This window comes from Streptomyces sp. NPDC002888 (genome assembly GCF_042888465.1).
In the GTDB taxonomy this organism is placed as follows: Bacteria; Actinomycetota; Actinomycetes; order Streptomycetales; family Streptomycetaceae; genus Streptomyces.
The window spans coordinates 381,173-401,153 of record NZ_JBIAPU010000001.1; the positions used below are offsets into that span (position 1 = coordinate 381,173).

A 19,981-nucleotide genomic window follows, 5' to 3' on the forward strand; every position below is an offset into this window, starting at 1 on the left:
CGGGTGGTGTCGGACAGTCAGTTCGGCTGCTCCTTGAGTACGAGGAACGGGCCGATGGCGAGTGCGTCCAGGGGGCTGGCGGCGAAGGTGGCGACTGCGTCGCGGGGGGTGCACACGATCGGCTCGGCCTCGTGGTTGAACGAGGTGTTCAGCAGCGCGGGCGGCCGGCCGGTCTGCTCGGCGAACGAGGCGAGGAGGCGCGCGTACGGGTCAGCGTCGTCGCGGGCGACGGTCTGCGGGCGCAGCGTTCCGTCGGTGTGGACGGCGGCCGGGATCACCTGCTGCGCGGCCTCGGTCGCCTGCCGGGCGACGATCATGAACGGGTGGGGGACGCTCGTACCGATCAGGTCGGACGCGGCCTCCTCCAGGAGGGCAGGTGCGAGGGGCCGCCACGGTTCCCGGTGCTTAATGCGGTCGTTGATGTGGTCGCGGGCCCGGGTGTGGTGGGCATCGGCAAGGATGCTGCGCTGGCCGAGCGCGCGGGGTCCGACCTCCATGCGTCCCTGGAACCAGCCGACGGTGCGCCCGAGCGCCAGGTGCCCGGCCACCACGGCCGGAAGGTCGTCGCCATGGTCGCGGAAGGCCAGACCGTAGTCGGTGAGGGTCGCGCGGATAGTGGCCGGGTCGAACGCAGGGCCGAGAGCGGCGGTGGTCATCGCCTCACCGGGCAGCGTCAGGTCGCCGCGGCGCACCGCGACCTCAAGGGCGGCGCCGATGGCGCACCCGGCGTCCCCGGCGGCCGGCTGGACGAACAGCTCGTCCACGCCGCGCAGGGCGGCGAGGCGGCCGTTGGCGGAGCAGTTCAGGCCGACCCCGCCCGCGACACACAGACGCCGGGACCCGGTGAGCGTGAGGACTTCGCGGGCCAGCTCGGCCAGGCACTGCTCCAGCAGGTGCTGCGCCGAGGCGGCAAGGTCGGCGTGCTCGGGCCCAAAGCCCGTGTCGGGCACGACGCGTCCCCTGCTGTAGGTGCGGGCGCGACGGTGGGGCGGGATGCCGAGGCCGGTGTACGCGGCGGCGTACGCGGCCTTCAGACGCCGGTAGTAGCGCAGGTCGGTGTACTGGTCCTCGACCGGTTCGTCGGGGCGGATCCTGTAGCGGGACAGGTCCAGGTGGTAGCCCCCGGCCTGGGGCGTGAGGAAGTCCAGCTGGTAGCGGTTCGGGTTGCCGTAGCCGGCCAGGCCCATGAGCTTGCCGGAGCTGGTCCAGTCCCCGAGCCCGAGGTGTTCGGCGACCGTCTCGTAGAACCAGCCCAGGGACTGGGAGAAGGGGAACTGGCGCAGGACCTTCAGCCCGCCGGTGGTGCCGTGGGCGAGGGTGGCGGAAATGCCGTCGCCGGAACCGTCGACCACCAGCACGGCGGCCTCGTCGAACCCGGCAGGGTGGAACGCCGAGGCAGCGTGCGCGAGATGGTGCTCGATCACGGTGACCTGCCGGGGCCGGTGATGGCCGAACAGGCTGGGGTCGAGGAGTTCGGCGATCAGCTCCATGTCTGTACACGTGTCGCTCGGCTCGGGCCAGGCGGGGTTGAACGCGATGGCGATCTCGTCGACCTGGTCGAGGGTGATGCCGGCCTCGGACAGGCAGTACGCCGCGGCCACCGCGCAGGAGCGGGAGTCCTTGTGGTGCTTGCGGCGGGAGAACCGCTCCTCCTCGGCGAAGGCCACGATACGGCCGTCGATGACCAGACAGGCGGAGGCATCGTGGTAGTACGGGCCGCCCAGTCCCAGCACGGTTGCCAACGTGTGCTCCTTCTCGCAGTCGCCCAACACCCCGCGGCGCGAGGCGGGTCAGTCAGTGGTCAGGGGGCCGAGGGTGGCCTTGAAGACGGCGGGGACGTTGATGGTGTCCATGCAGCCGCCGACCCCGCCGCAGGCGACCTGGTGGGCGCACGGCGAGCACACCAGCGTCGAGCGCAGGGCGGTCACGTTCGTCACGTGCTTAGGGATGACCTCCGCGCCGTTGCTCGGCCCGAGCAGCAGCACGGCCGGCTTCTTGTGTGCGAGGGCGAGATGAAAGCCGAAGGAGTCCCCGGTGACCACCACGTCGACCAGGCCCGGCAGCGCGGCGGCCTCCTCCAGGCTGAGCGGCGCGTACGCCACCCGGGACTCGTCGGCGCCCCGCAGCCGCAGGTGCCGCACCAGGGCCTCGCACGCGTCGCGGTCGCTCGGGCCGCCGAGGACGGCCAGCTGCGCCCCGTGGTCGATGAGGGCGTCGGCGAGCTCGGCCCAATGCCGGGCCGGCCACAGCTTCGTCGGCAGCGACCCGCCAAGATTCAGGCACACCCTGGGACCGGTCCGCTCTCCGAGAAGCCCGGCCACACGCCGCCGGGCGGCCTCGGGCACTTCCAGGACGTACGGCTCGCCCGCGTACGGGTAGCCGGCGACGGCGAAGTACAGCTCCGTCCACGTCTGCTGGTTGCCGATCGTGCGGTAGTCGTTCCAGGTGTTCTGCCGGAAGAACTGCATCGCCGCCTCACCCATCGGATACAGGGCGTGGTGGGGGCCGCCGAAGGCGAGCCCCGCCTTGTGCCCGGCGTCGATGCGGTCGACCAGTGCCGCCGCGGATGGAGTCCGCTCGAAGGAGTACACCGCGTCGAAACGGCGCGACGGCAGCTGGGCGGCGGCCTCCCAGTCGTGGAGGAGGACTTCGTCCACGTACGGGTTCATCCGCAGGATCGGCGCGCACGCCTCGTCCACCAGCCAGGTGATGTGAGCGCCGGGCTTCTCGGCGCGAATCCGCGCGGGAAGCGGGGAGGCGATCAGCATGTCCCCCAGCAGGCCGAGCATCACGATCAGGACCCGGTGGTCGACGGGGTCGTGATGCGGGCAGCCGTGGCACGGCCGCCAGTGCCGGCAGGGCCTCTCGCCGGCGAAGTGCCGACAGTCCGGGCGGATCTCGAACGTGTCCACGGTGTGCACGGGGCCCAAGAAAGCGCCCCGCAAAGGGAGTTGCTCCGGACTCACACGCCACCCCCGGCTCCGACGGCCGCCAGAGCAACGCGCAGAACCTGCTCGTCGGCCCCGTCGCCCTGGTGCGCCTCCACCAGGGCGCGCGTGCGCGCCGCCACGGCGGCCGGGTCGCGGCCGTCGCGCAGCACGGCGGTGAAGATCTCGGTGAGCTCGTCGATCCCTGCCGCGTCCATCCCGGCCCAGGACACCTCCTGCAGGCCCAGGCGCAGCCCCGCCGGGGCGGTGATGTGCGGCAGCGGGATCGCGTTGACGACGATCCCCGCCTCGAACAGCCGGCGGGAGGCTTCCTCGGCGGCCAGCAGCGGGGCGATGTCGATCCACAGCTGATGGCAGTCGGTGAACCCGCCCTTCTCCCCGCACACCGCGAACCCGCGCTCGGCCAACCCCGCTCCCATACGGCGGGCATTGGCGACGGTGGCCGCCGCGTACACGGTGCCGCGGGCGTCCATCTCAGCGGCGGCCACGGCCAGGGCGACGACGTCGGCCGGATGGTGATGGGAGACGAAGTGCGAGGCGTGCTCATCCAGCCGGGCCGCGAGCTGGGCGTCGTTGGTGGCCAGCAGTCCCTTGTGCGGGCCCGGGTAGGTCTTGTGGGTGGAGCCGCCGAGGCTGTCCGCGCCCTCCGCGAGCGGGTTCTGCCACGCGCCGCCCGCGATCAAGCCCAGCGTGTGGGAGGCGTCGTAGTGGATCAACGTGTCGGGGCCGACCACCTCGCGCAGCCCGGACAAGTCCACGGGGAACAGGCACATGAACGCGTCCAGATACACCAATTCGGGCTGCGGCTGGCCACCCAGCAGACGGGCGAGGGCGTCCAGGTCGAGGGTGGACGTGGCCGGGTCGACCGGCAGATCTTCCATCTGCAGGCCCAGCCGGGTGCCGATGAAGCGGGTCGAGCCGTGCCCGCCGTCGCGCTCCGCCAAATTGAACGCCCTCGCTCCGTGGCGGCCCAGCGCGGAGAGCGCCACCGTCAGCGCCGAAACCCCCGACACCGGCTTGAGGTTCACGTGGCGCGCGCCCAGCTGCGCGCTGAGCCGCCCGGCCGCGGCACGCTCGATATCGACCAGATCCTGCCGTCCCGGCCACGCCCAGTTCTCGCCTCCGCCGTCGGGGCCGGGAAAGGCGTATCGCACGGCGGCCTCCGTCAGGTGCGGCACCCGGGCGGCCAGCGACAGCCCATTCTCGCTCGGCACCAGATGCAGCCGGTGGCGGGCAGAGTCGTGGTGGGCTGCCGCCTGCCGCAAGGCGGTAAGCGCGTCGGGTGGGGTGCGGGTCACGAAGCGATCTCCTGACGGTCGAGGACGAGCGGCACCGCAGTGAGTGGGGCCTTTGCCGGTCGGTAGCGGATCCGGCTGGGCGGCCCACCGGGCAGCCGCGGCACGCCCTGGTGAAGGACCGAGGCCATGACGGTGAGAGCCATCAACTCGGCGAGCGGCCGGCCCAGGCAGGCGTGCGCGCCGCCGCCGAACGCCCACAGCCGCGCCCCGCGGGCCTCGCCGTCCAGGAACCGCCGCGGCCGGAACGTATGCGGCTGCGGGAAGACCTCGGGGTCGAAGTGCCCGGCCGACGTGGAGTACGCCACCCGGGTACCGGCCGGGATCCGGTAGCCGCCCAGGTCCACCGGGCACACCGTCTCCCGCAACGAGAGCAGGTTCGGCGAGTGCAGTCGCTGAGCCTCGGCGAGAACCGCCCGCAAAACGGGCACGGCATCCCGCCGCGCCAGCACCTCCGGCGTAGCCACGGCCACGTGCGCCTCCGTCTGCGCGAGCACCGCGTGCTGCTGGTTGCCGGCCAACTCGACCAGGCACCAGGTGATCAGGCTCGCCGTCGTCTCCCTCGCCGCGATCAGCAGCGCCAACAGGTGATCCGGCAGCGGGCCCACCGCCTGTGACGCATCCGCGAACGCGGCCACCAGACCTGCCAACGCCGAGTCCGTACCAGGCTCGGCGACAGCCGCAGCCGCCCGGCGGGTGAACAGGGCGTACAACCGCCGACGGGCTGCACGCCCCGCCCAGTACCGGCCGGTCATGAACCGGTCCCGTCCCGGCGGAGCGCCGGACCCGGCGACGAACGGCTCGAACACGGCGGCGAACACGGCCGAGTCCGCCGTCTCGGGAGCGATGCCGAGCAGTACCCGAGCGCTCAAAGAGCCGGTGAGCGCCCGCACCTCCGTGTACAGATCTCCCACGCCATGCTGCGCCCACCGGGCTGCCACCGGGTCCGTCACCTCCAGCAGGGCTGGCAAGTAGCCAGGCAGCGCCCGGCCCGACAGCGCCGGCCGCAGCCTGCGCCGGGCCTCTGCGTGCCCCTCACCAGTGAGGTTGAACAGGGCGCGGCCGAACAGGTCATGCACCAGCGGGGTGTTGAGCACCTCCAGACAACCGCGCTCGCCGGCGAACAGCTCAACCAGCCCCGCCCAGGTGCCCACCAGCACCGTCTCTTGCCCGTCGACCGCCATCCGAAAGACCGGCCCGTGCCGACGATGTCCTTCCTCCAGGGCCCCCAGCGGGTCCAGGTCGAAACTCCGCACCGTGTGGTGCGGGGGTAACCCGCAGGCCGCCGCGGCGGCCTGCTCAGACACCCGACCGCTCCAGAACGTCCAACTGCCGGGCCGCGCGGGCGGTGACGGCCGCGTGGTCAATCCCGGCCACCTCCAGTGGCGGCTTGCACGCGCAGTCCTCGGGCAGGTCGTCCGCCTCGCCCGTCTCTCCGAACCGCATCAGCGCGTCCACCACCCGATCCGCGCAGACAGGGCAGGCATCCGGGAACACCGACTCGAAGTCCGTCCCCCTCAGGTTCACACACGCCACCCGCACCGCGAGCCGCTCATGGACCCGGCGGATCGCCTCCACCACGGTCCACAGGTTCGGCGGCACGTACTGCCCGGCCTGCCACAGCTCCCACGCCACCGTGTTCCGCGACACCCGTGTCGGGCACAGCGTCATCCCCTGGACCCCGAGCCCGGTCAGGTAGTCGACCGACTGCACCACGTCGGTCACCGCCTCGCCGTCGGTCAGGAACGGCGGCTTGACCATCAGGTAGATCTTCGGATCCACTCCCAGGCCGGCCATCACCATCAGCGCGCGTTCGAAGGAGACCTGGGAGATCCGGGTGTTCACCAGCGTCTCGCGCACCAGCGCGTCTGCGGACTGCAAACCGATCCCGATCTCCAGCCGCACCTCGCCCAGGGCCTGGACGAACGGGGTCAGCGCTCGCTCGGTGACGAACTGCGGCAGCGACTCCACCACCAGCCGCTTCACCCCGGCCGCCGCGACCAGCCGGGCGATCTCCACCTGGACGTTCCGCGGGATCTCCCGTGGCGCGAAGAAGCTGCCGTCGTTGTAGAGGGAGAGCACCTCGTACGACGGCTCGCACTCGGTCCGTTCCAGGGTGTGACGTACCTGATCCAGCAGACTCTCGCGCGAAGTCCCGCCGTGGATGCCGTAGTTGTTCAGATTGGTGAAAGGACACATCGTGCAGGTCGGCACCGAGCAGCCGCCCGACATGACGATGACCTTCTTACGGCCGACAACGTCACCGTGCGGCAACCGGATCATGTCGTAGTCGACGAACCGAGGCTCCGCCGGCTTCTGCGTCCCCGAAGTGCGTAACTGTAAGGACAGATCACCGATCCGGCGACGCAGGTCCTTCACCGTCACCGGCGAGTCAAGCGCGTGCTCAGGCATGAGGAGCCCCCTTGATCCCCGGTCGATCAATCGGGTCTGCCCGCGGACCGGAAGCGCGGCGCAGCCGTCACGAATCCTCAGAAGAGCCGAAGACTCAATGCTTGGGAAGACGGCCTCGAACCGCCAGCCCATTGGGTGTGAACCGGACAGACGACAACACTGCGATACGCAACGCCCGCGCATCCGAATGTGGAGGACGCCGATGGCCTAGGAGTTGTAGCGATGGAGGAACACACGCTCGCCTTGAGGGTGAAGAAGGCACCGGCACACTCCACGAGTGAGCAGAGCGGATTCCCCTGGGTAGCCGACGGTCCGCCGTGGGCGGCGTGGACAGCATCACGGGGCCTCCCAGGGGACGACGAATCAATCCACTTGCCGCCTATGACCGCGACGACCCGGGTGCCCGTTGCCGGACTCCGGCGAGTCTATCTGGCTTGTGCGGCAAGGGCCATGTGACGAAAACCGCCTGGCCCATCGGCGCACCGCTGCTGACCGCCGCCGTGGCCAGCGTCCGCGTCTGGCACATCGGCGGCACGAGCCGTACATCCTCAAGCACTACAGCGACCCTGCCCGTGCCGCCAACGAGGCCGCCGCTCTCGCCCTCCTCACGCACCACCGGGTCCCGAGCCCCCGCCTGCTGCACGCTGACATCGAAATGCAGCCGGCCTGGACCGCCCAGAGCGTCGTCCAGGCCGAGCCCGTCCCCGCCGACCGGTTCCTGGATGAACTCGCCGGTCCCCTCGCCGCAGTCCATGCCATCCCCGGAACGCACTTCGGGCGCCTCGCCGGAGCCACCCGCCACCACACCTGGCGCGACTACCTCCACGACCGCCTGAACCTGTACACAGCCACGGCACCCGATCTCGTTACCGTCGCAGCAGCCCTCCGCCAAGACCTCGACCGAGTGAATCTCGACATCGAGCACCGGCTGCTCCACCACGACCTTCAGCTCGGACACCTCGTCCGCGTCCCAGAGGGCCCACGTGTACTGCTGGACTGGGAACTCGCCGCTTTCGGCGACCCGACGTCCGACCTTGCCCGCCTCGCCGTACGTCTACGCCTGCTCTCACCTCAGCGCGCGCTCACCCATGGGCCCGCTCCAGCCGACCAGTGACGCCTGGAGCTGTACTGGCGTCTCCACCTCCTCGCCGATGCAGCTCTGGCCACCAACCCCGAAGTCCAGGCACACGCCCTGGCCCTCACCACCGGCACCATCACATGATGTGAAACCGCGGGCTCGCCACCGGCCGTCGAGGCCGAAACGAGCCGCCTCGTAGCACACCGCGGGGCAGAATCCCGATGACCGTCCACGAAGGGGATGATCCGAGTGCGACCCAGCCAACAGATGCGCGACCTCGGCATCGTCCAGTACGGCGCCCCCATCCTGGCCGAGCCCGGCCGCTCCTTTGGACTCCCGGACGAGCGGAAGCAGGCCGACGCCGTCGTCGGTCAACTCCTCGACGCCATGGAACGCATCCGCCGCGCACACGACTTCTCCGGCAAGGGCCTGGGCCTGGCCGCCCCGCAAATCGGCATCGACCGGGCCGCAGCCGTCGTCACGCCGCCCGGCGCCGACCCGATCATGCTCCTCAACCCTCGTATCACTTCCGCATCCGACGAGATGGACGAGAAGTTCGAAGGCTGCCTGTCGTTCTTCGACGTACGGGCCCTGGTTCCCAGGCCCCTGCGGATCACCGTCGAGACGGTGACGCTGGACGGCAGCACCACGACCACGGTCTACGAACGGGGCGAAGCCCGGCTCATCGCGCACGAGATCGATCACCTTGACGGTCTTCTGCTGCTGACTCGGATACGGCCCGGAATGACCCCGATCCCCGTCGAGGAGTACCGCAAGACGGCCGAAGCGACCGGCCGGGCCTGGTCATATGAGTAGAAGAGGCAGGGCATCACCGTGGGCAGGCACGCCCGTCCCGGACCGCCGGACCAGCCGTCCCGCGCGGCCCCTAGCATCGACCCCGACGACCCACTCGCTCCCTACCACCGGCGCAGGTGTGCACCGATGGACGTCTACCGCCGACACCGGCCCGTCGGCGGCGGGGCCACCCACGTGCGGCCGGAGGAACCGCGGGTCCTGGAGCCCTGGGACGGCTTCGCATACGTGCCCAAAGGCACCGCGCCGAACCTCGCGGCCGCTCAAGCCTAGGCGGCCGGCGGACCGGCGCCGGGCGGGTAGGTCACCGGCTCGATCGGCCCAGGCAGAGCTGGGATCTCGGCGACAATCGCCTCGCTTCAGACACAAATCCGGACCATGGAAACGTTGAGGATTGGCCCGGCTGCAACAACCCGGCCGAACTGCGCATTCGGCTCGATGTGGCTCTCGAGGAGAACGTGGAACTACTCGCAAAGCTCGCCGAGCCCCTAGCCGAGAACGAAGCCAGGATCCACGCCACATGCACCGAGTAGCTCGTCCGCAAGGAGTGCCTGTGCTACGAATCATGAGGCGTGGAGAATTGGAAGATGGGCTGGATAGTGTCGAGGTACGCCGACGAGGAAGGCAGGCCAGTTGCATGGCGGACGAGATCGTTGTCGCACAGACGACCATCGACGACGAGGACAAAGCGATGGTCCTGGCGCGAGGCGCAGTCGAGAACCATCTGGCCGCCGGTGCCCACATTGACCCGCCGTTGACCGCGGTCTACTGGTGGAAGGGAAGGATCGAAACCACCCGCGAATGGCGGATCTCATACAAGACGTCCTCCGATCGTCTGCCGGAGCTTGAGACTTGGGTGGCCCAGGAACACACCTATGAGGTTCCGGAGTGGGTCGTCCTGCCAATTGTTGGCGGGTCCGACGCCTACCTGTCGTGGGTGGCCGACGAATCGACCGCAAAGTAGGCCGGAGGATGAGCGTCCGGTTGCTTTGATGACGCCGGGATTGTCGCCGACCGGGCCGACGTCCGCGTCTGAGCCACGGCATCGGGCGGCAATGCGGCCTCCCATTTTGCTAACCCCAGGGTTCGGAAGGAGTCCTACACCGGCGTGGTGGACTGCCACTCTCGATCGAGGATCGCGTGCACTACGGAGTCCCGCCATCTGCCAGCTTTCAAAACGTGCTCGCGGATCACTCCTTCCTCAATCATCCCGACAGCCGCCATCGTCTTGGCCGAAGCGTCGTTAAGAGGAGACCGCGCTCCCCAAATGCGGTGAAGGCCCAAATCGTCGAAGCCGACGCTGAGCAGCAACCGCACCATGTCCACGCCGTATCCGACGCCCCAGGCATCTGGACGCAGCGCGAAGCCTGTGGTGGCTGCTCGCTGCTGATGCGGATCGGCAGCGAGACGGCCGAACCCGATCAGCTCGTTCGTGTCCCGTTCGATGACGGCGAGAGCGTATTCGATGCGCGGAGTCGCCCTCGCCGAGGCGATCGACCTGGCCACCATCTGGGTCACCTCTTCACGGCTACGCGGTTCGAACGACAGGTGCTCCGTAGCTTCGGGGCTGCCGTAGATGGCCAGCACCGCATCCACGTCCTCATGGGCGAGTTCACGCACTGCAAGGCGTGGGCCAGAACGTCCGACCGGATGCATGGAATACATCACATGATCCCTTTCCAGCTCCAGGGACGCGGCTCGGCACGGCCGCGCAGGCAGTCGACGCGGTACTGTGCCTCGGCTTGCCACACCGGGCGCGTTGCGGCGTGCTGGGCCGCGTAGGTGGTCATGCGCAACTCACGGGCTTCAGCGAGGAGGTCATACCCCTCCCACTGCGTGACGTCTATGCCGTACGCAGCACAGAACTCGGCATACTCCGCTGCGGTGACAGTACCGGTCGTGGACACCTTGACCGCGATGGACACCAGATCCCATTCTGGCGGCCCGACGGAGGCCCGCTCGAAGTCCAGCAGTACCGGCCCATCCGTCGTACGTACGACGTTGCCCACCCACGCATCACCGTGTACGACACACTCGGGCAGGCCCTGGGGCCGGCGCTCCCACTGCTCGCGAAGTTCCGCATGCCGGTCCCGTAACCAGGCGCGATCGTCCGCCGACAGCGACGTGGCCGCCTGGATCCGCTCAGACACCCGGACGAACGGGTCCAGCCGGTCGAGCGGCAGGTCCGGGACCGGCAATGGGTGAAGTTGCTTCAGCAGCGTCACGACGTTCATGACGTTGGCGATCTCGTGCGGCGGGAGCTCGGCCCAAAAGGTCACGGGCTGGCCTCCGGCCTCGATGGGCTGCTCAAACGGCAACGCTCGCACGGCCGACACTCCGTTGTCGGCGAGCCACCGGGCCACGAGGACCTCACGCAAGGCTGCCTTCCACTGGCCAGCGCGGGCGATACGGACGATTACATTGCTGGCGAGACGCCAGATCTCATTCTCGGCGAGGCGGACAGGCTCGGCGCCTGCGGGGTCGAAGTCTGCAAGAGCGCAGGCTTCTTCTAATACGGCACGGGCGGGTACAGCCGAGATCGTCATATCAGCAAGGTAGTCGTGAACCGCTTGTGCTGGTGAGGGTTGCAACGCCTGACCAGCCTGGCGCCGGACTGCCTACTCGCCCTTGGGCTCGCCTGCGGCCAGCCTCGGGCCGATCCGGGCACACCGAGCGGCGTAAGCCTGAAGATGCAGACTCTCGAATTCGGCTCGGTCCCAGTCCTCTGGCCTCACCTCCCCGTCCGGCCAGATGTACGCCAAGCCGTGGTCGCCGGTCGAGAGGCTCACCTCCCGCAAGTCGTATCGGTTGTCCTCGAACGAGTCGAGCAGCGTCCATTCCTGGTCGGTCAGGTCGGTGAGCAGGAGGCCAGCCGCGGCGGTTCCGGGCGCGGCAACAAGTCCGGGATAGACCCGGCCTTCGAGCGCAGCAGCACGCCACCCCGGTGCAGAAGCAAGAATGTGGGCCGGTACTCGCCCCAACAGAGCTTCGAGGACAGCAGCGAACTGGAGCGTGCCGTAAACGAACAGCCCGCCAGACGCATCGGAGAGGCGATCGAGACGGCTGGAAGGCTGGACCAAGGTCATGCCTGCAAGGTAGTCGTGATCCGGCGGCGCGGGTATGCCGCCTCCTCCATGTGACAACGGGGGTCGCACTGTGGACTGGCCGCACGTGACTCGCCCGGGATGGGCGTCCGGTCCGGGAAGCCGGCATCGCAGGGCCAGCCGCTCGGTGGTACAGCTACAGGGTCTCGCCGGGGATGGACAGGTACGTCTCGCGGAGCGCGCTCAGCACGGGGTGAACAGTCGGCAGTTCCTTGTCGTCGATCGCCGACAGGGCGCGTACCCCGATGCTGGTGTTCGTCGCGAAGGCCGCCGCCATGCGCTTGGCCTGGTCGAGAGTCACGGGGACAGTGCGGTGCTCAACGACGTTGGTGTGCTTCTGGAGGAGGGCCATCGTCACGCCGGGTAGCACAGGTGCCTGCGGCCACACCACGGTCCCGTTGCCATCGATGAAGGCAACGTTCCAGGTGCCGCCCTCGCTCACGAGACCGTCGCGGCCGACGAACAGCGCGTCGCCGAACCCCGCGCGCTGTGCTGTCCCACGGGCGTGCAGGGCACCGAAGAGACCCACGTGCTTCACCTCGGGCAGGTCGCGCTCGTACGGCACGCTCATGGCGCGCAGCGGTTCCGGGGGCAGAGCGCCGGCACCCCGCACGGACACCATGATGTGCGGCTCGTCAGCGTTGGCCGGGTGCCCCATCTCCACCTTTGGGTCGTAGATCGTGACGCGGGCGACGCACGGGCTGCTCTGCCCCTCCAGGGCCCGGCGGACGTACTCGCGAACGAGCGTGGTTTCCAGATCCGCGCCCCACACGGTCTTGCAATCCCGTACGAGCCGTTCCATGTGCAGGGAGAGGCCCCGGATGGCGCCATCTCCATCGATGCGCATAGACGTGAAGTGACCGAAGTTGGTCAGGGCCAGGGGGAGCAAGTCGTCTGCGGACACCGGCTTTCCATCAAGAGTTGCCATGCGGCCCAGCATGTCAGGACCGTCCGCTTCTGCGGCAACCCCGGTCACTCGCCGTCTCCGAGCTGGTCACCAACGCCGTCGAGCACCGGACCGGAGACGTGGGACCCCCCTCCACCACCACGGACAGCGAGTTGCGGATCGAGGTCACTGACGACATCCCGACTCCAGCCGATCTGCGCTCCTCATCACTCCTTCTCTGCCCAGTAGTTCTCCAGCATCTCGCCAGGCCACGCGGGCTCGTGAACCGGGCCGCGCGGACCCATCTCGATGAAGAACGGAGACAGGTCGTAAATCTTGGTGCCGACCACGGCGTCCAGGTCGGTCACCCGCAGACGGAGGCCGTCGACTCCCATCAGGCGGGGGAATGACTGTGCGAGCTGATTGGGGCGCCGGTGGTTGCGGTGGGCGAAGGTGCCTGTTGCCGGCCATTGCGGGTTTCCGCGCGGGCTGCGAGCGTGGTACTCGACGTCGCTCGGGGACGCTTGGTCGAAGTGCCAAACGACCACCAGATGAGAGAACTCTTCCAGCCCCTGCACAGAGTCGAGGGGAAACTCATCCTCATCGAGCTGAATTACCGACTCGACGCCACCCCAATAGTCATCGGCGACCTCCGTACGGCCCGCGACAACCTTCCCGATCGGCTTGATCTCCAAAGCCATGGCCCAGCCTTTCGACTCCGTCTCAACGACACTTGCGATCAATCTACTTGGGCCAGATATGCGGACGCACGGGCATCGAGTACGCCCACCGCGGGGATGCCGCGCTTCCGGTAGGGCGACAGAAGTCGTCGCATCTCGACGACCCTCTGCCGCGCACGGCCGGAGTAGATCCCGTCCTCCATCGCGTCCAGGACGCTGGTCCATGTCGCGCAGGCTTCTTCGACGCCACCTTGTGCGATTTGCGTCGCGCCCATGTACCCGAGGGTCACCGCGTGCGTCCGCCGGAACGCAGTTCCACGCGTGCGCACGGAGCGCCGGAACTCCTTGATCGCCCTCTGGTGATCACCGAGATCCCGCAGCGTGCATGCGGTCTCGTGTGCCAACGACGCCTCACCGAAGAAGAACGTGCGGTCCGGCTCCCTGATGCCGTCATGGGCGTTCGACAGATTGTCCTCCGCTCGCAGCAGGGCCCGGACCGCCTCTTGGTTGTGGTCATTCGCAGCGAGAGTCCGCGCGTGCACTACACCCAAGAGAGCACGTTCCCGGGGCGTGGCGGCTGCGTACCGCTCGCCGTGCACCGAAGCCTGCGCGATCTGAAGGGCTTCTCGTCGGAAACCAAGGTCGAGTGCCTGGTGCGCCATGGCCCGCAGTATGTGTCCGATCAGGGGTGCGTCGCCGGAGCGCGCTGCCAGCTTCACCGCGGTATTGAAGCGCTGGAGCGCGATCGCATGCTCGCTGTTGTCGAAGCCCATCCAACCCGATAGATACGCCAGTTCGGCGGAGGCCGCGAACATGGCGCGCCGGGTCTCATCGTCAGCGAACCTGCCCCGGAGGAAGTTGTGGGCCTCATTCCGCAGGTACTCGTCGACCGCGCGCCGGCCGTGCCCGCCGCCACGCCGCTGGTCCATGCGCGAGAACGCTAGGGTCAGCTCCCGTACGGTCTCGACGTCTCCCCGGCCGACGCGCTTGCCCGTCGACGGCTCTTCGGCTGGTGGCCGCGACATGGCGTCCCACCACGTCTCGTCCGGCAGGATCAGGGCCGCCGCGGAGTACACTCCGCCTGCCAGCAGGCGGCGCCGGTCCGGGTCCACGCCACTCCCTATGTCGTTCAGCGTGATCAACGGATCGACGCGCCAGTCCAGCGCCCCCTGCGCTGGTGAGGTGGAAGCTGCGAACCCGATCTCTTGTGGCGTGATCTCACGCTTCAAGCGACGGGACAGCGCCTGGCACAAGATAACCGGTGCGATTCCCGTCGGCTGGGTGCCTCCCACCCACATGCTCACGTGGGAGCGCCCGATCTTGGAGTTTTCCCGGACCTCGCCTCTCAGTGTCTCCTCGGCGACTCGGTTGTACGCCGCGGCAGCCTGGGCCCGTGACCAGCGAGCTTCCTCCAGCAGTGCGGCTAGCTTCTCGTTCCGCTCGCGCGCCATCCTTGCGCCCCCACCAGTGAACTCGATCTTTGACCACGTTGACCGACCTGCGCTCTCTGGAAGCCCAAGGCCAGCCACAGCTCCAACGCTAGACTCAACTAGCCGCCCACGTTCGACATGTGGCAGAAAGTCACCTCACGGGGCAACCTCTGGTCATTCAAGGCGGCCGGGCTCAGGTCGGTGGGAGAGGAGCCGGGCGCGGCCCTCTTGATGTCTCAGGCCGGACGCTTGACCATGACGGCGTACAGCGGGGAGTCGTCGGACGGTTTGGCCTCGTCCTGCTTCTCATAGCCCCACTTCTCGTACAGAGCCTGCGCACGCGCTCGCCAGAACACGGCAAACCATCGAGGCCACGGGCACCAGAGCGCCCGAGGTCGTGAGCTGGATCGAGGAGTCCCGTCGATGGACGTTCGGATGCGTGGAGTCGACGAGGAACACTCTACGGCGGAGGTCCTTGCCACCGTGAGCTGATAACTACGCTTGCCCTCATGGCGACTAACAGCGTGAGCGTTCGCACCCTTGACGGCCTGCACCTGGCGGGCACCCTGGTACGTCCCCAGAAACCGACACCGTCGGCCGTGGTGCTTGTGCACGGCGGAGGCGTCACCCGTGAAGAAGGCGGCTTCTTCACGCGGCTTGCAGACGGCCTTGCTGACGCCGGTATCGCCTCACTCCGGTTTGACCTACGCGGCCATGGCGAGAGTGAAGGACGGCAGGAAGAGCTAACGCTCTCGACAATCCTCAACGACATTCGCATCATGCTTACGCACGTCCACAAAGCGACTCAGGCCGAACAAATCACGTTGCTAGGCGCGAGTTTCGGCGGCGGAATCTGCGCCTACTACGCCGCAAAGCGGCCGAACGAAGTTACTCGGCTCGTGCTGTTCAATCCGCAGCTGGACTACAAGCGGCGGACTATCGACAGTCGGCCGTACTGGACAGATGACGTCATCAGCGAGGAAGCTGCCCAGGAACTCACCGAGCGCGGCGCACTTCAGTTCACGCCAACGCTCCGCCACGGGCGGCCCATTCTCAACGAGGTGTTTTGGCTTAATCCCCATGAAGCACTCGGGGAGGTTCAAGCACCAACGCTCGTCGTGCACGGCACGGCTGACACGCTCGTTCCGTACGAGTCCTCGCGCGTTGCTGTCGAGCATTTCACGGCACCGGTTGAGCTCGTGCCCGTTGAGGGCTCGCAGCACGGTTTCGCTGTCCATGATGACCCGCAATACTTGAACCCCAAGAGCCAGGGATACCAAGCCTTCGTCATCCGCACCGTGATCGAGTGGCTCAGGCAGTAAGCAACTCACGGAATTCGCGAACCGCAGGCCGGCTACGCCACCTATCAAGGGTCAGAAGTACCTCGCCGAGTACGCGCACTGTGCGCTCTGACTTCACTTCGCGCGCCACTTCGGCCGACTCCTTGCCGACCTTCGCGGCTTCATCAGGCTCACCGCTGAGCGCCAATGCTGCCGCCCGTCGTGCATTGAAAAAGCCCGTGTCGCGGCGGGAGAGGCTACCCGTGCTCAGTACGTCGCTGAAGAGATCGACGGCGAGACTCGGCTTACCGGCCTCGGTGTAGGTAATTGCATCGCGGAGCAGGCGCGTGTGCCCAGTGAAGTACGCCCCGAGACTGTTTAGCTCCTCCTCGGGAACGCTGGCCAAGAGGTTTTGTGCCGTGTCCAGTTTGTCGCGCACCACGTCGAGCGGGTCCCCGAGCATGGCGCGGCCTAGCGCTTCTTGCTGCGTAACTTCAGCCCGGACACGGACCGGCAGCAGCCAGCGGGCATTGCTGGCGGCTTCGGCAAGCGTCAGCATGCGCAGGGCATCACGCTCGTCGTACGCCATCTGTGACTTTTTGAGAAGCACGTAGCCCTGCATGGCTGCGTTGTCCGCTTCCTGCGCCCACTCCATTGCGCGGTCATACCAGAAAACGGCCGCCTGCGGCTGTTGAATGTCTCGGTACAGCCATCCGGTGAACTCTGCACCTTCCGCACCGACGGCGAGGAGTTCACGGCGCACACGCGGCGTCACGTCCCGAGCATGGCCCTCAATCGCACCCAATAGGCCGAGCATAACCGGCAACGTCTTCTTCGGGCCGAGCGCCCCATCGTCGCGCTTGGCTTTTTCGAGTTGGCGACGGAAGTAGCTAACGACCGGCCCGTCGAGGTAGCGGGCATCGTCCAGCGCAGCCGCAATGTGCTCTAGCTCGTCCAGCCCGAGGCCAGGCAGCACGGCAGCTGCTACGCCAGTCCTGAGCAAGTCGCGGCGGTTTATGGGGCTCATTGGGTCTCGCTTGCGTGCGTCCGTGGCGGTGCTGTCCGCCGAGTGACCAAGTAGCGTGCCCAAACCGCTCGCTGCAAGGGTCTCAGCGTTTACCGGCACCAGGACTGTCCGGCCGTGGATAACGACCGGCAGCATCACTCCGACCTGCGGAGCCTCTTCCTGAGCGGACGACGTTTCTTCGGGTGGTGGCACTGCAGGAACAGCCTCGGTAGAAACTTCCTGCATTGGCCTGGGCAACTTGAACCACAGTAGGTCTGCCGGAATCCGCAGGCTATGCGCCCACCTCATGAGTTTGCTGAGGTCTTGCGGAGGTTTGCCGCTCTCAATACGGCTTAGTTGCGCCTGATTGAGTCCGAGCCATACCGCCATGGCTTCTTGCGAGAGCACACGGCCATGCCACGGATGCGTGCGATAGGCGTAGAACACCCGGCCCATGTGCCAACCACTCAGCGCTTCACGCATGGTGGGCCGCTGCCAGAACTCCGGGGGCACAACGGGCGGGGAGGCCACAGCATGAGCCCGGTCCTTACGGAGGCAGAGGGCGCACCGGTTCGCGTAATTGTCCCGTGCCAACCGCGTGCCACAGGCGCAGTGCCGAACCTGCCCAGTTGCCATGTGCCGTACCCCGCTCGTCTGGCGCTCCGCTCTGGGAGCCCAAGCCTAGAGACGCTAGATGTCCGCTGTCCGGCGGTCCATGCGTCTCATGCATACCCGCTCATGCAACGACGCAATGACGCAAGAGGGTTCGCGGCCCTCATGCTCCTAACCGTGCTTCGCCCAGCAATCGACAGCAAGGGAGCACCACCATGGACCCGGGAACCCGTCGTCAATCGACGGGAGTTGGCCGCGCAGACCGCTGTGCACTGGATCCATGCCAAACGCACAACGTTGACGAGGCAGCGGCCATGCGTGCCCATCCCGCGCGCACCACGCCACCCGCTGCGTCGATGTCCGCAGACGATCTTTGACCACCTTGACCACCTCCGATCTCTTGACCCCATTCCAGTCACCGGGATTAGGCGGTTCGCTCTTGTAGGCCGGCTACTCGACGAGCGGGAGCACCCCCACATGAACTCCTCTACTGGCAGATCCACTGTCTCGAGCGCCGTACTACTGGGCGGCGTCGGCCCGCAGTGGCACGGTGGGACCGGCCCCCGATGAGCCCCGCCACGGCCGTCGCCATGGTCGCAGCAGAACTCGTGCACCAAACCGCCCTCGGTTTCGCGGTGGCCTTCACCCCGGACAAGGCCCGAGTCGGACGCATGCGGCGGATCACCGCCGCCCACTTGCGGCTGTGGAGAGTACCTGGGCCGACCGCGGAGAACATTGTGCTCGCCGTCTCCGAGCTTGTCGCCAATGCCATCGAACACGGCTGCGGAGACATCGAGTTGACGGTCCTCTACTCCTGCGGAGAGGTACGGGTCGAAGTCACAGACGGCAACCCGGCGCCAGCCAAGCTCACCGTTGCGGACGACGAAGATGTCTCCGGCCGCGGGCTGTTCCTCGTTGCCGTCCTCGCACAGGACTGGGGCGTCAGCGCCGACGGCAGGTCGACGTGGTGCGTCTTCGGCGTTCCTACGAGGAGGTCGTGATGATCGCAGTCACGCGAGAAGCTGCCTCAGGACTAAGCCGGCGATGCTCCACCGAAGCAGTGAGTCCACTACCTGCATCGCCGTCCCCTCCCGAGATTTCAGGGTCGTCTGGGGGGAGCGACGGAACGGCCCAGCCGCAACGACTCACCGTTGTTGGGTCGTTCGGCCCTGATGGTTGTGCAACCAGTGGGACGTCCCAGGACGTCCCGACCGGGTCCTGCGGCGCGGTACCGGTGTCTACGGGCCCCTTGGACGATGCCCATGTAGCACGCTGCGCCGTGCTTCACCCGGACGAACCGCCCTTGTCGGCGAGTGGCGGCTCGAAATGCCTCGGCGGCTCCTCCTTGAGGGCCGCCGAGGTGACACCCCGATCGCTAACTTCGTATTCGATTAGTGGAGTTGCCCTTATGCCTCGCACCACGGCCTCGGCCCACCCAGTCGGCAGTGGGCAGGTGGACGGCGTGTCCTGGCCGGAGGGCTCATTCAGGGAACTGAGCCTTGACCTGAGGACCGTTGTATCGACCCTCGCACCTGGACCATCGCCTGTCGCGGTGCAGAAGACCCTTCACCGCGAAGTGACCAGACTTATCTTCGCCGAGACTGCCTCCGTCAGCGAAGACCCGGACGAACGACACGTCCAACTGCTCCTCATGCGCGGTCACTTGATGCGACTACTCGGAGCAGTCGTTCCTGTCGATGCCAACGAGCCTCCTCTGGAAGACGCTCGACTGGTCATACGCGTGCGTGCGCTACTCGACGAAGAGATTCCCGGCGACACCGTGCGTGCGGCGTCCCTGCACCGGCGGATGTCCGAGGTCGGGCGGGAGCTGCTCGCCGTCTTTCCTGCTGTCGACGCCTCTGCCGACATGGTCGACGGCTGGGGCAGGACTGTGTGCGCCGGGTTCGATTCGACGCGTATCCGCGAAGCCATTCGTGCGGCGAAGTCCTGGGAGCACGCGGGGGTGTACCCGCATCCGCACACCCTCGCGGCGGTCACGCGAGCGCTCAGCGGCTACGTCACGACGCTCGTCCCCTACGTCTCGATCCACTTGGAATCGCTCGCCGCCGGGAGTCGCGGGTGGTCCGCATGCGGTGAGGCGATCGAACGCTCGCAGGAGGCCCGCGACGTCGCTCCGGGAGAGGGGCTCAAGGCGGCGAGGGAGCACGCATACCGTCTCGCCGTCCACACCGAGACCCTGGTGCGCTACGCCGAACAGGACTGCGAGCGGGACGGTGCATGACATGACCGGGTCCTATCGCGCGGCGCCTCCTCAGCCGATTCACCGTGCTCCGGCCGCCCCACCGAATTCGGGCTCACCCCGCAAAGACGAGCCGGCCCCAGGGCGCGTTCGACGTGGCTGGCGACAGGCTCGCGAGCACCGGGGCGCCGTCCTCCTCGCTACCGCCATCAGCCTGCCCACCGTCTACGTCCTCGC

19 protein-coding genes are annotated in these 19,981 nt (G+C 67.7%); 7 read left to right on the top strand and 12 right to left on the bottom strand.

What is annotated here, in order from left to right; translation table 11 throughout:
- Window positions 1-17 precede the first annotated feature (17 nt).
- Genes ACFYWX_RS01660 through ACFYWX_RS01680 form a run of 5 tightly spaced genes read right to left on the bottom strand, consistent with a single transcriptional unit; the run spans window position 18 to window position 6,655 of the window.
- The gene (locus ACFYWX_RS01660; RefSeq protein WP_389422163.1) at window positions 18-1,733 is read right to left on the bottom strand and encodes a carbamoyltransferase; all 1,716 of its coding nucleotides are present in this window, start codon (window positions 1,731-1,733) and stop codon (window positions 18-20) included.
- Window positions 1,734-1,790: 57 nt separating this feature from the next.
- Window positions 1,791-2,921, bottom strand: coding sequence for a glycosyltransferase family 9 protein (locus ACFYWX_RS01665; RefSeq protein ID WP_307047284.1), 1,131 nt, complete (start codon window positions 2,919-2,921; stop codon window positions 1,791-1,793).
- A 41-nt stretch (window positions 2,922-2,962) separates the two neighbouring features.
- Complete coding sequence (locus tag ACFYWX_RS01670) at window positions 2,963-4,246, bottom strand: hypothetical protein (RefSeq protein ID WP_389422009.1); 1,284 nt, start codon at window positions 4,244-4,246, stop codon at window positions 2,963-2,965.
- On the bottom strand, window positions 4,243-5,550 hold the full coding sequence (locus tag ACFYWX_RS01675; RefSeq protein ID WP_307047279.1) for a cytochrome P450: 1,308 nt from the start codon (window positions 5,548-5,550) through the stop codon (window positions 4,243-4,245). The genes ACFYWX_RS01670 and ACFYWX_RS01675 overlap by 4 nt, the downstream gene beginning before the upstream one ends.
- Window positions 5,543-6,655, bottom strand: coding sequence for a radical SAM protein (locus tag ACFYWX_RS01680; RefSeq protein WP_389422010.1), 1,113 nt, complete (start codon window positions 6,653-6,655; stop codon window positions 5,543-5,545). Before ACFYWX_RS01680 ends, ACFYWX_RS01675 begins: the two co-directional genes overlap by 8 nt.
- 436 nt (window positions 6,656-7,091) lie before the next feature.
- Between ACFYWX_RS01680 and ACFYWX_RS01685 the strand changes: the two genes are divergently transcribed.
- The 4 genes from ACFYWX_RS01685 (at window position 7,092) to cutA (ending at window position 9,510) form a co-directional block, all read left to right on the top strand.
- Entirely contained in the window at window positions 7,092-7,769 is a 678-nt protein-coding gene (locus ACFYWX_RS01685; protein ID WP_319670621.1) for a phosphotransferase, read from the top strand.
- Between the two features lie 204 nt (window positions 7,770-7,973).
- Complete coding sequence (locus tag ACFYWX_RS01690) at window positions 7,974-8,549, top strand: peptide deformylase (protein WP_307047272.1); 576 nt, start codon at window positions 7,974-7,976, stop codon at window positions 8,547-8,549.
- Window positions 8,550-8,567: 18 nt separating this feature from the next.
- Window positions 8,568-8,819 carry a DUF6087 family protein gene (locus ACFYWX_RS01695; RefSeq protein ID WP_389422011.1) on the top strand — a complete coding sequence of 84 codons (252 nt, stop codon included), beginning with the start codon at window positions 8,568-8,570 and terminating at the stop codon, window positions 8,817-8,819.
- A gap of 364 nt (window positions 8,820-9,183) precedes the next feature.
- On the top strand, window positions 9,184-9,510 hold the full coding sequence (cutA, locus tag ACFYWX_RS01700; protein ID WP_107446646.1) for a divalent-cation tolerance protein CutA: 327 nt from the start codon (window positions 9,184-9,186) through the stop codon (window positions 9,508-9,510).
- Window positions 9,511-9,644: 134 nt separating this feature from the next.
- On the opposite strand, the gene ACFYWX_RS01705 is transcribed toward cutA, so the two are convergent.
- The 6 genes from ACFYWX_RS01705 to ACFYWX_RS01730 all read right to left on the bottom strand — a co-directional run bounded on the left by ACFYWX_RS01705 (window position 9,645) and on the right by ACFYWX_RS01730 (window position 14,667).
- Entirely contained in the window at window positions 9,645-10,202 is a 558-nt protein-coding gene (locus ACFYWX_RS01705) for a GNAT family N-acetyltransferase (RefSeq protein WP_107449325.1), read from the bottom strand.
- 8 nt (window positions 10,203-10,210) lie between these two features.
- A complete protein-coding gene (locus ACFYWX_RS01710) occupies window positions 10,211-11,092 on the bottom strand; it encodes a phosphotransferase family protein (protein WP_107446645.1) in 882 nt (293 codons plus the stop codon).
- 72 nt (window positions 11,093-11,164) lie between these two features.
- On the bottom strand, window positions 11,165-11,632 hold the full coding sequence (locus tag ACFYWX_RS01715; protein WP_307047268.1) for a gamma-glutamylcyclotransferase family protein: 468 nt from the start codon (window positions 11,630-11,632) through the stop codon (window positions 11,165-11,167).
- 154 nt (window positions 11,633-11,786) lie between these two features.
- Window positions 11,787-12,578 (bottom strand): aminotransferase class IV family protein, encoded by a 792-nt coding sequence (locus ACFYWX_RS01720; RefSeq protein ID WP_389422012.1) that lies wholly within the window; start codon window positions 12,576-12,578, stop codon window positions 11,787-11,789.
- Window positions 12,579-12,763: 185 nt separating this feature from the next.
- Window positions 12,764-13,237 (bottom strand): TrmO family methyltransferase, encoded by a 474-nt coding sequence (locus ACFYWX_RS01725; protein ID WP_389422013.1) that lies wholly within the window; start codon window positions 13,235-13,237, stop codon window positions 12,764-12,766.
- A 38-nt stretch (window positions 13,238-13,275) separates the two neighbouring features.
- The gene (locus ACFYWX_RS01730) at window positions 13,276-14,667 is read right to left on the bottom strand and encodes a Tat pathway signal protein (RefSeq protein ID WP_107446641.1); all 1,392 of its coding nucleotides are present in this window, start codon (window positions 14,665-14,667) and stop codon (window positions 13,276-13,278) included.
- A 488-nt stretch (window positions 14,668-15,155) separates the two neighbouring features.
- Here ACFYWX_RS01730 and ACFYWX_RS01735 point away from each other — a divergent pair, with 488 nt between their 5' ends.
- A complete protein-coding gene (locus tag ACFYWX_RS01735; RefSeq protein WP_389422014.1) occupies window positions 15,156-15,968 on the top strand; it encodes an alpha/beta hydrolase in 813 nt (270 codons plus the stop codon).
- Here ACFYWX_RS01735 and ACFYWX_RS01740 read toward each other — a convergent pair.
- Entirely contained in the window at window positions 15,958-17,415 is a 1,458-nt protein-coding gene (locus ACFYWX_RS01740) for a helix-turn-helix domain-containing protein (protein WP_389422015.1), read from the bottom strand. The two genes, ACFYWX_RS01735 and ACFYWX_RS01740, sit on opposite strands and share 11 nt — an antisense overlap.
- A gap of 695 nt (window positions 17,416-18,110) precedes the next feature.
- On the opposite strand from ACFYWX_RS01740, the gene ACFYWX_RS01745 reads away from it, so the two are divergent.
- Window positions 18,111-18,545, top strand: a complete 435-nt coding sequence (locus tag ACFYWX_RS01745) for an ATP-binding protein (RefSeq protein WP_107446638.1) — start codon at window positions 18,111-18,113, stop codon at window positions 18,543-18,545.
- A gap of 551 nt (window positions 18,546-19,096) precedes the next feature.
- Entirely contained in the window at window positions 19,097-19,786 is a 690-nt protein-coding gene (locus ACFYWX_RS01750; RefSeq protein ID WP_389422016.1) for a DUF6415 family natural product biosynthesis protein, read from the top strand.
- Window positions 19,787-19,981 lie beyond the last annotated feature (195 nt).

What these genes read in the sequence shown, in the direction of transcription:
- ACFYWX_RS01720 (WP_389422012.1), bottom strand. Translation starts at nt 12,578, where the DNA reads ATGGCAACTCTTGATGGAAAGCCGGTGTCCGCAGACGACTTGCTCCCC.
- ACFYWX_RS01745 (WP_107446638.1), top strand. Translation starts at nt 18,111, where the DNA reads ATGAGCCCCGCCACGGCCGTCGCCATGGTCGCAGCAGAACTCGTGCAC.
- ACFYWX_RS01725 (WP_389422013.1), bottom strand. Translation starts at nt 13,237, where the DNA reads ATGGCTTTGGAGATCAAGCCGATCGGGAAGGTTGTCGCGGGCCGTACG.
- ACFYWX_RS01680 (WP_389422010.1), bottom strand. Translation starts at nt 6,655, where the DNA reads ATGCCTGAGCACGCGCTTGACTCGCCGGTGACGGTGAAGGACCTGCGT.
- ACFYWX_RS01690 (WP_307047272.1), top strand. Translation starts at nt 7,974, where the DNA reads ATGATCCGAGTGCGACCCAGCCAACAGATGCGCGACCTCGGCATCGTC.
- cutA (WP_107446646.1), top strand. Translation starts at nt 9,184, where the DNA reads ATGGCGGACGAGATCGTTGTCGCACAGACGACCATCGACGACGAGGAC.
- ACFYWX_RS01705 (WP_107449325.1), bottom strand. Translation starts at nt 10,202, where the DNA reads ATGCATCCGGTCGGACGTTCTGGCCCACGCCTTGCAGTGCGTGAACTC.
- ACFYWX_RS01740 (WP_389422015.1), bottom strand. Translation starts at nt 17,415, where the DNA reads ATGCGTGAAGCGCTGAGTGGTTGGCACATGGGCCGGGTGTTCTACGCC.
- ACFYWX_RS01735 (WP_389422014.1), top strand. Translation starts at nt 15,156, where the DNA reads ATGGCGACTAACAGCGTGAGCGTTCGCACCCTTGACGGCCTGCACCTG.
- ACFYWX_RS01710 (WP_107446645.1), bottom strand. Translation starts at nt 11,092, where the DNA reads ATGACGATCTCGGCTGTACCCGCCCGTGCCGTATTAGAAGAAGCCTGC.
- ACFYWX_RS01715 (WP_307047268.1), bottom strand. Translation starts at nt 11,632, where the DNA reads ATGACCTTGGTCCAGCCTTCCAGCCGTCTCGATCGCCTCTCCGATGCG.
- ACFYWX_RS01730 (WP_107446641.1), bottom strand. Translation starts at nt 14,667, where the DNA reads ATGGCGCGCGAGCGGAACGAGAAGCTAGCCGCACTGCTGGAGGAAGCT.